The organism is Streptomyces aureus (genome assembly GCF_001418135.1).
Lineage (GTDB): Bacteria > Actinomycetota > Actinomycetes > Streptomycetales > Streptomycetaceae > Streptomyces > Streptomyces aureus_A.
On the sequence record NZ_LIPQ01000118.1, the window covers coordinates 1 to 12,174 of the forward strand.

Here is a 12,174-nt window from a genome sequence, read left to right on the forward strand (position 1 = left end):
GGACGCCGCCGTCCGCCAGGGAGACTCCCTGGGCATCGGCGGCCTGAAAGGAGCCTGACTCCCCATGACGACCCCCGAAGCCACGACCCCCGGCCCCACGAGCGACCCGTACCACGGCCCCGACACGAACAACCTGCACCGCGAACTCGCCCCGATCACCCCGGCGGCCTGGGCCGAGATCGAGGAGGAGGCACGCCGCACGTTCCGCCGCAACGTCGCGGGCCGGCGCGTCGTCGACGTCCCCGACCCCGGAGGTCCGAACCTCGCCGCCGTCGGCACGGGGCATCTGAGCGACATGGGCTCCCCCGCTCCCGGCGTCACCGCGCGGCTGCGCGAGGCGAAGCCCCTGTTCGAACTCAGGGTGCCCTTCACCGTCGACCGGGCCGCCGTCGACGACGTCGAGCGCGGCTCGAAGGACTCCGACTGGCAGCCCGTCAAGGACGCGGCGCGCGCCATGGCGTTCGTCGAGGACCGCACCATCTTCGAAGGGTACGGGGCGGCCGGCGTCGAAGGTCTGCGCACCCGGTCCTCCAACCCGGTCGTCCAGCTCCCCACCGAGCCGCGCGACTACCCCGACGCCGTCAGCCGGGCCCTGACCGCGCTGCGCCTCGCCGGCGTCGACGGCCCCTACGCGCTGCTCCTCGGCGCCGACGAGTACCGGGCGGTCAGCGAGACCTCCGACCACGGCTACCCGATCGCGGCCCACCTCGGCCGCATGCTCGACGGCTCGCCGATCTGGGCGCCGGCCCTCCGCGGCGGCTTCGTCCTGTCCACCCGGGGCGGCGACTTCGAGCTGATCCTCGGCCAGGACCTGGCGATCGGCTACACGGGCCACGACACGAACAGCGTGCAGCTGTACTTCCAGGAGACGCTGACCTTCCGTACCTACACCGACGAGGCCGTGGTCGTCCTGGACGCACCGGGCGCCTGAGGTTCCGGAGGCCCGAGAGCCGGGAGGCCCGACGCCATGAAGAGTCCGCTGCTGCTCTCCGCCGTGCCCCGGCTCGCCGTCTCGGCGCTGGTCGCGGCGGCGGTCGGCGCCGTCGTCGGCGCCACCACCCACGCGCCGCTGGGCGTCCTCTCCGCGATCGCGGTCGGGGAGACGGTCTTCGTCGTCGCCGGGTGGGTGACGCTGTGGCCGATGGACGCCACCACCACCCATCGCAACGTACGCCGCGAGGAGTTCCGGCCCGTCGTCGAGGAGCTGGCCGTCGTCGGGACGGCGGTGGGCGGACTCGTCGGCATCGTCGTCCTGCTCCTCGTCGGCAGGTCGGACCTGAGCCACGCCGCCGCGGCGACCGCGCTCGCCGGGGTGTTCATGGCGTGGGCGGCGCTGCACCTGATGTACGCCACCCGGTACGCGTACATCTACTACCTGAAGCCCGGTGGCGGGATCGACTTCAACTCCCGTGAACCGCCCCGCTACAGCGACTTCCTGTACTTCAGCTACAACCTCGGCATGACCTACCAGGTCTCCGACACCGATGTCTCCAGCACGACGATCCGCGCGATCGCGCTCCGTCACTGCCTGCTGTCGTACGTCTTCGGCGCGAGTATCCTTGCCACCACCATCAACCTCGTCACGGGCATCGTCACGGGCTGAGGCAGACCCGCACGGAGACTCCGCCCCGGGAGACCACGTCATGACCACGGCCGTCGTCGTCGGCGCCGGGCCCAACGGGCTCGCCGCCGCCGCCCTGCTCGCGCGCGAGGGCCTGGAGGTCACCGTCCTGGAGGCCGCCGAGGAGATCGGCGGCGGCACCCGCAGCTTCGAGGCGATCCTGCCCGGTCTGCTGCACGACCACTGCTCCGCCATCCACCCGATGGCCGTCACCTCGCCCGCCCTCCGCTCGCTCGGCCTGGAGCGCCACGGGCTGCGCTGGCGGCAGGCCGAGATCGACTGCGTCCACCCCCTCGACGACGGAACGGCCGGTGTCCTGCGCCGGTCCGTGGCGGAGACCGCCGCCGGGCTCGGCGTCGACGGCGCCCGCTACCGGGCCCTGGTGGAGCCCTCCGTACGACGGTGGGACGCGCTCGCCGACGACGTCATGGGCCCGCTGCTCCGGATCCCGGCGCATCCGCTGCCGCTCGCCCGCTTCGGTCTGCCGACCGTGCTGCCCGCCTCGGCCCTCGCGCGGCTCTTCCGCACGCCGCAGGCGCGGGCGCTGTGGGCCGGGGTGGCCGCGCACTCCTTCCGCCCGCTCTCCGACCCGTTCAGCTCGGCCATCGGGCTCGGCATCCTCACCGCGGGTCACGCCGCGGGATGGGCCGTCGCCGAGGGCGGATCGCACGCCATCACGCGCGGCATGGCCGCCGTACTCGCCGAGCACGGCGGCGTGATCCACACCGGCGTACGGATCACCGACCGCCGGCAGCTCCCGCCCGCCGACGTGACCCTCCTCGACCTGGACCCGGGCCAGGTGGCGCGCCTCTACGGCGACCGGCTGCCGGCCCGGGTGTCCGCCGCGTACCGGCGCTTCCGGCGCGGCCCCGGCGCCTTCAAGGTCGACCTCGCCGTCGAGGGCGGGGTGCCCTGGACGGACGAACGGGCCCGGCGCGCCGGCACCGTGCATCTCGGCGGTCCGCTCGCCGAAGTGGCCTTCACTGAAAGGGAGGTGACGGAGGGTCGGATGCCCGGGCGGCCCTTCGTGCTCGTCGGACAGCAGTACCTCGCCGACCCCTCCCGGTCCGTCGGCGACGTCCACCCCGTCTGGACGTACGCCCATGTCCCGTACGGCTACGAGGGGGACGCGACGGAGTCGATCCTGCGGCAGCTCGAACGCTTCGCGCCCGGCGTCCGAGAACGCATCGTGGGACAACACATCACCCGCCCCGCCGACTTCGCCGCCGCCAACCCCAACTTCGCGGGCGGAGACATCCTCACCGGAGCCAAGACCGTCTCCCAACTCCTTTTGGGCGCACGCCCCGCGATCGACCCGTACGTCACCGGACTGCCCGGCGTGTTCCTCTGCTCGGCCGCCACCCCGCCCGGCCCCGGCGCCCACGGCATGTGCGGCGCGGGAGCGGCGGCGTCGGTGCTGCGCCACCTCGGGGCGCGGGCCTCGTGGCAGGGCGATCGGCCGGCTAGTCGCCGATGGACAGCACGACCGCGGTGGCCTGCCCTTCGGGTGTCGCGTACGTGACGGTGTCGCCCGCGCGGTGGCCGAGCAGCGCGCCGCCGAGGGGGCTGTCGGCGGTGACCATCGTCCGGTCGAGCACGGCGGCGACCTCACCGATCTGGACGGTCGACTCCGTGCCGTCCTCGAACCGCACGGTCACGGTGCTGCCCACGCCGACCGCGTCGGTACGCGGCGCGCCCGCCGCGTCCGCCTCGCGCAGCCGTCCGTCGATGTCGTCGATACGGCGGTCGAGCCGGTCGAGTTCCGTGGCGCGCTCCAGCTCGTCGGCCTGATCGGCCCGGTCGCCCGTCTGGTCGCCGCCTCCGCCCTTGAGGGTGACGGCGACGGCCTCGCGTTCGGTGCGGAGGTCGTCGAGCTCCCGCTCCAGTGCCTCGCGGGCGACGGCGCTCATGGGCTCGGGTCCACCGGTCATTCCTGCTCCCGTGGTGCGGCGGCACGGCGACGTGTCGCAGGTCAAAAGTGGCATTTCTGACATTATCAGTCAGGTCGTCGGCCGTCGTCGCAGGGGAGACCGCCGGGTGTCCGGGTCGGTTCCCGCTCGGGCTCGGGCTGCTCGGGGCCGCCGCGGTGACCGGGGTGTCGAAGACGTGGTCCGGGGATGGTGTGGCCGTGCGCGTGCGCGTGCGGGTCCGGGATCGCGGCGTCGGTCGGGAAGATGGTGTGGTCCAGGCCCGCCGGGTCCAGCACGTTCTTCTGGACGAACTCGTGCAGCGGGGTGCCGCTAGGGGCCCGGGGCGGTTGGTTCGGCGGCGAGGGCGGTACCCGCGCCCCAGCGGGGCGGCGAAGAGTCCCATAGCCGTCATTCCCGCGCAGAGGCGCCCGCGGCATGTGCGTGAGCACCTCACGGCGGGCCTCCTGCCGGCGGGGGACCACACTCCGCTCCCGGGCCAGGCCGGGGCGCCCCGCCTCGCAACGTGGCTCCGCGGCATGTCTGTTACGTTGCCGATGCCCGGGCCACGGAGGAGGTGGACCGGACTCGCGAACGAGAGGGAGACCCGCACGATGGCCGTCATCCACGAGACCACCATGCAGCCGACCAAGCTGGAACTGCTCGCCGAATGGCTCCCCACCCGCGCGTGGCACACGGGCACGGAGGCGCGACCGGCGCGGGTCGGCGGCTTCCGGCTCGACGACCCGGCGGGCGAGGTCGGCATCGAGTTCATGGCGGTGACCGACGGCGAGGGCGACGGGGCCACCACGTACCTCGTCCCCCTGACGTACCGCGGAGAGCCGCTGGACGGTGCCGAGCACGCCCTCGTCGGCACGTCCGAGCACGGCGTCCTCGGCAAGCGCTGGATCTACGACGGTGCCCACGACCCGGTGCTCGCCGCCCAGTTGTACGCGCTCCTCACCGGCCGCGCCCAGGCGCAGGCCCAGTCCCAGACCGGCGTGCCGGACCTCACCGTCTCCGTCTCGCCGGTGACGGTGGACGGCACGGCGGGCGCGGCCGAGGCGGAGCTCGTACGGGCCACGGACGGCCCGGACCACACGGACGTGGTGGTGCGGACCGCCGACGCGCCCCCGCTGACCCTGCGCGTACGGCGGGTCCTCGACGCCGGCACGGACCTGGCCCCGGGTGACGGCCGCGGAGTCACCGCCGAGTGGCGACTCCCCGACGGAACCGCCGTCCGGGGCGTGTTCGCCGTCGCGGTCACCGGGCTCGGGTCCTAGGAACTGTCGACGCCCCGACAGGGCAGGCGGCTTCCATGGGGACGTTCATCGACGGAGTGATCGAGGCGCGAACGGCCGGCGCGGCCTGGGAGATGGAGGTGGATCTGTTCGACTTCGACCTCGGGAAGCAGCGGGACGCGCGCGAGTGCCTGTTCGGCTACGGCGGCGGCCTCGGCGTGGACCGGCCGCTGTTCGACGCGCGGGGATGGCCGGAGGACTCCTGCGACGAGGTGCCGAAGCAGTGTGACGAACTGAACCACAGCCACTCCTACGCGACCTGGGCCGAGATCGCGGCGGTCGACTGGGACGCGCCGGTCTGCGACGCCCCCGACGGAAACCGGGTGGGGGAGTGGCGGCCGGGGCCGGACGGCGAACTCGTCCTGCGCGCAGTGCTCTGGACGCCGGTCGAGGTGGACGCCGCGGCGACGGAGCTCTTCGGCGAGGAACTGTTCCCCAGCGAATGGCCACCGGGCGGCGAGGTCCGGCTGAACGGCGCCGTCTACCGTCCGGTGGTCCTCACGCCCGGGATGATCGTTCCGTCGGACGGGGACTGGGCCCCGGTGTGGGCGTCGATGCGGGGCCTCGCGGCCGAGTACGGCGACGAGAACGTCCGGCTGGTGGTCTGGTTCGGCTGAGCGCCCGGATCGGTCCCCGGCCCGATCGACACGCGGACCTCCTGGCCTTGTCGTCACACTCCCGTCGTCGCCCGGCGGGAGTTTGGCGACGGGGTCTAGACCCAGTTGACCTCCGCCGCGGCCAGCAGCGGGTCGTCCACCAGCTCCCACAGAGGGACCGCGAAGTTGCCCGTGCCGTAGCGGCCGCCGAAGTGGAGGCCGAGGACGCGGTGGTCGTCGAGGTCGAAGACCGGGGACCCGCTGTTGCCGCCGAGGGTCGAGCAGTCGTGCTTCAGGACCAGGCCGCCCGGGGTGAACTCCGTGGCCGCACCCGGCTGGAGCCGCTTCACGTTGTAGACGTCCATGAAGATCCGGCGCATCGACTCCGGCTCGTTGCGCCGGCCGTCCCAGGCCGGGTAGCCGACCACGTACACCCGGCGGCCCGGGACGCTCGCCGGGGCGTCCGCCGCGACCGCGAGCGGGGTGGGCAGGGAGCCGTCCGCCGACGGCTCTATCCGCAGCAGCGCCATGTCGACGTCCGGGTGGATGCCGATGATCTCCGTGATCTCGTACTGCGCCGAGGCGCCGGGCGGCGCACCCGCGAGCGGCAGCTCCTCCGCCGGGTCGACCCGGGCCGACATCCCGTAGTCGAAGGTCCACCGGCCGTCGCCGTTCGCCGACCGGGCGAACTCCACCGCGACATGACGGTTCGTCATCACCGCGCGCGGCCCGACGACGAACGCCGTCCCGATCCAGTCCAGGCGCGGATGGCCGGACACCTCCACCCGGCCGACCCGGACCAGGGACTCACGGATCGCGGGCCGCTGTCCGTCGAGGACCGCCCACTCGTCGTGCTGCGGGGCGAAGTCCTGGCGCTGCACGAGGATCGCCGGGCGTCCCTCCATGAGCACGATCGCCTCCACACCGAAGGACTCGTCGCCGTCGAGCTCGTCCTCCCGGTGCGTGGCCAGCTTCTCCAGGCCGCTGACCCCGGCCTCCAGGACGCGCGCCCGTTCCTCACGGGCGAAGCGGGAGATCTCGGAGGCCGGCGCCGCGTCGGCGGGGAGCTCGTAGGCGGACTCGGTGATCTCCGCCTCCAGTTGGCCGCGCACCCGCGCGGCGACCTCTTGCAGATCCCCGAAGATCCGCTCGGTGGCGGTCGCGACCGGCGACACACGCCGTGATCCGTTCGGCATGTTCACTCACCTCGGGTTCCCGTTGCCGTTCGTCCTGCCCGTCCCGTTCGTGGCGCTCGTGGCGTTCGCCGTGCGCGACGGAGCCGGCCGGCCCGACTGGGCCGCCATGATCTCCTCATACAACTCCGGTGTGAACTCCTGGAGATGGGAGAGGATTCCGCTCATCTGGGTGCCGACGTTCACGAACCGTGTCCTGGCGCCCTGGAACTCGACCTCGTCCACCTTCCGCGTCCCCCGGTGCAGGCCCACCACCGTCCAGTCGTCGAGGCAGACGGGGGATCCCGACGAGCCGCCGCGGGTGTCGGTGAAGTACAGGATGTCGTGCTCGTCGGCCCGGTAGACCAGGTTGTTGCGCAGCGCGACCCGCTTCGGCAGCCCGCCGGGATGCTGGATGATGTTGACGGGGACGCGCTGCCGCTCGCGGACGAGCAGCGGCCGGGTGGCGACCCGGAGCGTGGGGCGGCTCGCCTGGTCGGGAGAGAGCCGGACGATGGCGTAGTCCAGGCCCGCGTCCCAGGCGGCGAGTTCACCGACCGTGGCCTCCGGGGCGGCCGCCGCGTTCTCGACGAAGTCGAAGCGGGAGCGGGACATGAGCGCCTGGAGGCGCAGGTCCTCGTCGCTGACATACGGACGGACGCCCGGCTGCTCGGCCGAACGGGCCATCACCACATGGTGGTTGGTGATGAGGAGATCGGGGGCGATCATCCAGCCCGTGCCGCCGTGCGGATAGGACGGCAGCAGCGGTGCGCCCGACTCGTACGGGGGGATGCGCAGGAGCGCGACGGAGGCGCCGGCCCGGATCCCGCCGTGCAGGAACTCGTACGGCACGGTGTCGTCCTGGAGGACGATCTCCTCCTTCATCTCCCCGGGCATCATCTCCGCCGGCAGCTCCGCCTCGCCGGTGATCGCGCGGGCGACGGTGTCGAGGGCGCCCTGGAGGACGGCTCGCGGTCCCGGTTCACGGGTCTGCTCGATGGCGTTGTGCAGCCAGATCTCCAGCGGCACCAGACCGTCGATGAGCCGCTCGACCTGGTTCATCGCGTTCAGGTCGGCGTGGATCTGTTCCCGTGGGTCGTCCAGCGGTTCGAGCGTGGCCGTGAAGTAGCCGGGGATGCCCTTGAGGAGGGCGAGGCGGACGGCCCGGTCCGCGAGCCCGGCCTCCATGGCGGCGTTGCGGACCCGGACGAGTTCCTGCTGACGAAGGAACGGCTCCTTGCGGAGCGCGGCTCCGGCGGCGGTCGGCGGCGGGCGCGTCCACAGACCCGTACCGCCATGACGAGGTCGCGCGCCCGCCCAGGGCTCCGACGGTGTTCCGGTGGGGGCGGGGTCGCCCGCGGAACCTCCGTCCGGCACGCCTCCGGCCGCATCCTCCGGCGCCGTCCCGCGCACATGCGGGCCCGCGTCCATCGCGGAGGCGACCCCGAGCAACAGGGCCCCGCTGTCGTCGCGGAGCGTGAGCGCCTGCCGGGCGACACTGTCCAGGGTGCCGCGCCGCCGTGCCTCCCTCAGGTCCCACTCGATCCGCTCGCGGTCCAGGTGTGTCGTGTCGTCCGGGTACACGGCGGCCCTTCCGGCCGCCGTCTCCAGGATGCGGGTCAGCGGCCACCGGAGTCCTGGCTCGTCGGCGAGGGTGGTGTCGATCCAGCGGGCGAGCTCGGTGACCACCGCCTCCTCGTCCGCCGGAAGCCCCACCAGCCGGAGAGTGTGCTCCAGGAGCCGGGGGTCCTCCGGGCAGGCCGTGGCCGCCGCCGTTCGGGCCAGCGACGGCTGCCGGGCCAGGTCGGCGTCGGGCATCCCGCGCAGCGTCCGGGCGAGCCGCTCCCGCGCCGGGACCGCGTCGACGTCCGAGAGGTCGGCGAGGTCGGCGAGCCGCGACCGGGCGACGAGGATGCCCAGGGACTCGAATCGCAGCCCCAGACCCGCCGCGATCTCCTCGGCCTCCTGGAGGTCCCGGTCCGCGTCCGCGAAGTCGCCCGTGTCCTGCGCGAGCCGTGCCGACAGCTGGAGCAGTTCGAGCTGGGTCTCCGCGCAGCCCGCCTCCTCGGCCCGGTCCGCGTCCCGCTCGGCGCCCGCGCGCGCCTCGGCCGTCCGCCCGGAGCGGGCGAGGGTCTCGGCGAGCAGCGCGTGCAGCCGGCTGCACGGCGTCCAGGGGCGCCGCTCGGCGAGCCGCTGTGCCGCGGCCTCCACGTACCCCTGGGTGAGCAGGTCCTCGACCTCGCGCGCGGCGATCCGCTCCCAGTCCTCCTGGTCGGCGTCGGTCATGATCTGGTCGGGCACGTGGCCGCCGATCCTGCCGAGGAGGAAGGCGGCCGAGCGGTGCGGCATCTCCAGGTGGGTCGAACCGCCCAGGTAGACGGCGACGCCCGGATCCCAGCGTTCCTCCACCGTACGGGGGTTCTCTCCGAGCCGGAGCCGGTGGTAGATCTCCTCGGCGCGGTTCCTGGCCCCCTCGCGGACCGCGTAGTACGCGACGGCGCTGCGGTCCACGGCCCGCATCAGATCGGTCCGCGCACTGTCCGAGAGGCGCAGCATGATGGCCCGTAGATCGGCCCGGTGCCGGATGGCATCGGGACCGGCCGACTCCATCAGGTCGACGCGCGAGGTGAGCAGCCCGTAGAGCCGCCGGGCCTCCGCGGCGGTCTCCACATCCAGTCCCGCCGGACCGGCGAGGACCTCCCGGACGAGGTCGGGGGTGATGAAGCGGAGTGCGAGTCCCGCCTGGACGAGGGCCCGGACGTCGTCCTCCGCGATGTGCTTGAGGATGCGGTCGTACAGCGTGCCCTGGATGAGCATCTGGTCGACCTGACGGTCGAAGTAGCGGCGCCGGGAGGGGAGTCCGCGCAGGAGCCCGCCGATCGCGGGGGAGTCGTTGCCCACGGTGACCGCCGTACGTGCCGCCAGCTTGAGGCTCAGCGGATGGCCGCCGATCCGCTCCGCGAGGTCCTCGGCGAGCGCCTCGTCGGCGACTCCGGAGGACATGAGGAGGTCCACGGAGGCCTGGTGGTCCAGCTCGGCGAGCTCCATGGTGCGCGGGGTGAGGACCCGGGCCGGATGGTCGAACGGCGCACGCCCGGAGACGATGAACCGGAGGCGGGAGTACTCCGCCCGCAGCGCCGCCCAGATGGCCCACATCCGGGAGATGAGAGGGGAGCCCCGGTACTGGGCCTCCTCGGCCGAGTCGAGCACGACGACGAACGGCGGCGGCGTCCCTTCGGACGTCGGCCGGACGGCCTCCGCGACCAGGGACGCGATCCGGCGCGCCAGTTCCTGCTCCCGGGCGCTGGCGCGGGCGTGGAAGTCGGCCGAGTAGTCACGGGCGAGAGTGGCCCGAGTACCGGCCAGTTGATGGAGTTCGTCGAGCTCGTTGCGTTCCCCGCGATGCGCCGCCGCCGTCTGCTCGCATTCGTCGGCGAGCTTCTCGAAGTCGGCGTGCAGGGCGGGATGCTGGACGCCCAGCTGCCGGGCCATCTCCGCGATCACGGTGGCTGGTTCGTGGACGGAGAGGGTGGGACGCGCGAAGTCGATGTAGGCGAAGGGCAATCCGGTGGGCGAGGCGGCCAGGGCATCGACGAGGAACTTGGCGAGCAGGGTGCTCTTGCCGATGCCGCCGATGCCGTGGAGGAGCACCGGGGGCTCGGCCGGCTCCTCGGGCAGGGCGATGTAGGCGTGCAGGGCGTCGAGTTCGGCGGTGCGGCCGTGGAAGGTGCCCCGGATCAGCCGGTGCATCGGCTGGAGCAGCCGGGCCGTCTCGATCCGGTGCTGGACCTCGTCGACGGGGGGCAGTCCGGTCACGCCGGGCACCCGGCTCAGCCAGAGCACGGCCTGAAGGATGTGGGACAGCTCCTCGACGTCGTCGTGGTGCGCCAGGGCCTGGGCCCGGGGCTGTGGGTCTGTGGGCGGCAGGACCGCTTCGGTGCCGGTGAGGAGGGCCAGGGCGGTGCGCTCCGGGCCGGGGCCCTCGGGCCGCAGGCCGATATTGGTCCGCAGGGCGTCCAGGGCGGCTCCGGGGCCCGCGAGGCCCGTGAGGGCCGCCTCACGGACCTCGGGCTTGAGGGTCCAGACCGTGGCCCCGGGGGAGGGCAGCGCGGTGGAGTCGTCGACGAGTTCCAGGACGGCCCGCCCGGTGGACCGCTCCTCGCCGGGGAGACGGAGCAGCGCGGGGTCGAACTCCTGGAGGAGACAGGCGGCTTCGCGGTAGGAGCGGCGCGGATCGTCCAGGGTAGCGGCGGGAGCGGGCAGGCTCGCGCGCAGGGCGTCGCGCAGGACGTGGGCGGCCCCGTCGGACCGTGGCGTCGTCGGTGGCAGTGTCCGGTGGAGTCGTACGACGTCCTCCACGGCCGTGCACAGCCGGCGCATGTAACTGTCACCGTTCGAAGGGGCGTCCACGGCGCGCAGCACCTCGGCCACGGCCGTTTCCGTCAGTGCCTGGACGGTGTCCTCCTGCCCCGGGGCGGCCGTGTCGGTGAAGAACTCCTGGAAGAAGGCGAGGAGATCGCCCTCGTCGGCGAGGCGCGTGGTGTCCCTGCACTCGTTCTTGCGGATCTCGTAAGGGAGTTGGCGCATCGTCGTGGCGTAGCCCAGCAGCACCAGACGGGGCACGTTGTCGGCGCGCACCGGGGTGTGCTCGTAGATCGCCCGTGCCAGGACGCCGATGGCGTCCCACACGTCCGAGTGCGGGTCGAGCCGGTCGCAGTCGTCGAGGACCAGCCAGAAGCGGCCCTCGGCGGCGCTGGCGCGGGCGACGATCCGGTGCGCCGCGTCCTCGAAGCAAGGCAGTGGATCGTTCAACCGTGTGGGGTTCAACGGAAATGCCTCGGCCTCCGGCCCCGCGACGAAGGCCGCCAGCCGCTCCATCAGACCTGCTGCCGTCGACGTGCGGGACAGGGTCACCCGTACCGGACGGAAGTCCTCGTGCTGGCCGAGATGACGGATGAACTCGTACGTGTAGGAGCGGCCGCTGTCCGGGGGACCGTCGACGATCAGCACCGTCTGCTCCGGATCGGCGAGGAAGCCCCGCAGCTTCTCCCGCAGCTCGGACCGGTCCAGGAAGACCGCCGTTCCGTGCTTCAGGAGGTGGCTGTGGAAGGGGTCTTGCGGGGAGCGCCGCAGGCTCTCGTCCTCCCGCAGCCGGGTGAGGAGGTTCCGGGCCTCGGCGCCCTGTTCGAAGGCGTGCGGGGCGTCGATGGCGGCCAGCGCTTCGAGGTTGGTGAGGACGGTGAGCAGCCGGCGCTGGTGGGCGATGTCCCGGCGGGCGGCCGAGACCACGAGCAGGGCGTTCCGGTCGGCCTCCGGGGTGAGCGGCAGGTCGTCGACGAAATCGGCCGGGAGGCCGGAGCGCAGCAGCTTTTCGCGTGGGTCGGGGGTGTCGAGGAGGTGATCCCGCACCCAGCTGGCGACGAGTCCCCACTCGGTTTCGGTGAGCGGCATACCGCACCTGCCCGGCGCTCTTGGCGCAGCGCCGGTCGCTCCGGCGCCGGGACGTGACTGATCGGGCCGGACGGCCCGTCCCCCTCATCGTTTCACCGGCCCGGAGGGGCCGCAATCGCTGTGGGG

Annotated in this window: 8 protein-coding genes; 5 read left to right on the plus strand and 3 right to left on the minus strand. The window is 73.1% G+C overall.

What is annotated here, in order from left to right:
• Positions 1-64: 64 nt before the first annotated feature.
• From AOK00_RS12300 to AOK00_RS12310, 3 genes are read left to right on the plus strand one after another with little or no spacing between them, the layout of a single operon-like run.
• Entirely contained in the window at positions 65-931 is an 867-nt protein-coding gene (locus AOK00_RS12300; RefSeq protein ID WP_254047343.1) for a family 1 encapsulin nanocompartment shell protein, read from the plus strand.
• 36 nt (positions 932-967) lie between these two features.
• The gene (locus tag AOK00_RS12305; RefSeq protein WP_055600358.1) at positions 968-1,603 is read left to right on the plus strand and encodes a DUF1345 domain-containing protein; all 636 of its coding nucleotides are present in this window, start codon (positions 968-970) and stop codon (positions 1,601-1,603) included.
• A gap of 40 nt (positions 1,604-1,643) precedes the next feature.
• A complete protein-coding gene (locus AOK00_RS12310; protein WP_079041959.1) occupies positions 1,644-3,143 on the plus strand; it encodes a phytoene desaturase family protein in 1,500 nt (499 codons plus the stop codon).
• Here AOK00_RS12310 and AOK00_RS12315 read toward each other — a convergent pair.
• Positions 3,085-3,552, minus strand: coding sequence for a GreA/GreB family elongation factor (locus AOK00_RS12315; RefSeq protein ID WP_055600359.1), 468 nt, complete (start codon positions 3,550-3,552; stop codon positions 3,085-3,087). The genes AOK00_RS12310 and AOK00_RS12315 overlap by 59 nt on opposite strands.
• A 590-nt stretch (positions 3,553-4,142) precedes the next feature.
• On the opposite strand from AOK00_RS12315, the gene AOK00_RS12325 reads away from it, so the two are divergent.
• Together AOK00_RS12325 and AOK00_RS12330 are read left to right on the plus strand one after the other, a co-directional pair.
• On the plus strand, positions 4,143-4,811 hold the full coding sequence (locus AOK00_RS12325; protein WP_055600361.1) for a maltokinase N-terminal cap-like domain-containing protein: 669 nt from the start codon (positions 4,143-4,145) through the stop codon (positions 4,809-4,811).
• 35 nt (positions 4,812-4,846) lie between these two features.
• Entirely contained in the window at positions 4,847-5,446 is a 600-nt protein-coding gene (locus tag AOK00_RS12330) for a hypothetical protein (RefSeq protein WP_055600362.1), read from the plus strand.
• 95 nt (positions 5,447-5,541) lie between these two features.
• On the opposite strand, the gene AOK00_RS12335 is transcribed toward AOK00_RS12330, so the two are convergent.
• Positions 5,542-6,621, minus strand: a complete 1,080-nt coding sequence (locus AOK00_RS12335) for a trypsin-like serine peptidase (protein ID WP_055600364.1) — start codon at positions 6,619-6,621, stop codon at positions 5,542-5,544.
• A gap of 6 nt (positions 6,622-6,627) precedes the next feature.
• A complete protein-coding gene (locus tag AOK00_RS37030) occupies positions 6,628-12,048 on the minus strand; it encodes a trypsin-like peptidase domain-containing protein (protein ID WP_079041961.1) in 5,421 nt (1,806 codons plus the stop codon).
• Between the last annotated feature and the right edge of the window lie 126 nt (positions 12,049-12,174).

Coding starts and splice junctions, on each gene's coding strand:
- AOK00_RS12310 (WP_079041959.1), top strand. CDS start 1,644: ATGACCACGGCCGTCGTCGTCGGCGCCGGGCCCAACGGGCTCGCCGCC.
- AOK00_RS12330 (WP_055600362.1), top strand. CDS start 4,847: ATGGGGACGTTCATCGACGGAGTGATCGAGGCGCGAACGGCCGGCGCG.
- AOK00_RS37030 (WP_079041961.1), bottom strand. CDS start 12,048: ATGCCGCTCACCGAAACCGAGTGGGGACTCGTCGCCAGCTGGGTGCGG.
- AOK00_RS12300 (WP_254047343.1), top strand. CDS start 65: ATGACGACCCCCGAAGCCACGACCCCCGGCCCCACGAGCGACCCGTAC.
- AOK00_RS12305 (WP_055600358.1), top strand. CDS start 968: ATGAAGAGTCCGCTGCTGCTCTCCGCCGTGCCCCGGCTCGCCGTCTCG.
- AOK00_RS12335 (WP_055600364.1), bottom strand. CDS start 6,621: ATGCCGAACGGATCACGGCGTGTGTCGCCGGTCGCGACCGCCACCGAG.
- AOK00_RS12315 (WP_055600359.1), bottom strand. CDS start 3,552: ATGACCGGTGGACCCGAGCCCATGAGCGCCGTCGCCCGCGAGGCACTG.
- AOK00_RS12325 (WP_055600361.1), top strand. CDS start 4,143: ATGGCCGTCATCCACGAGACCACCATGCAGCCGACCAAGCTGGAACTG.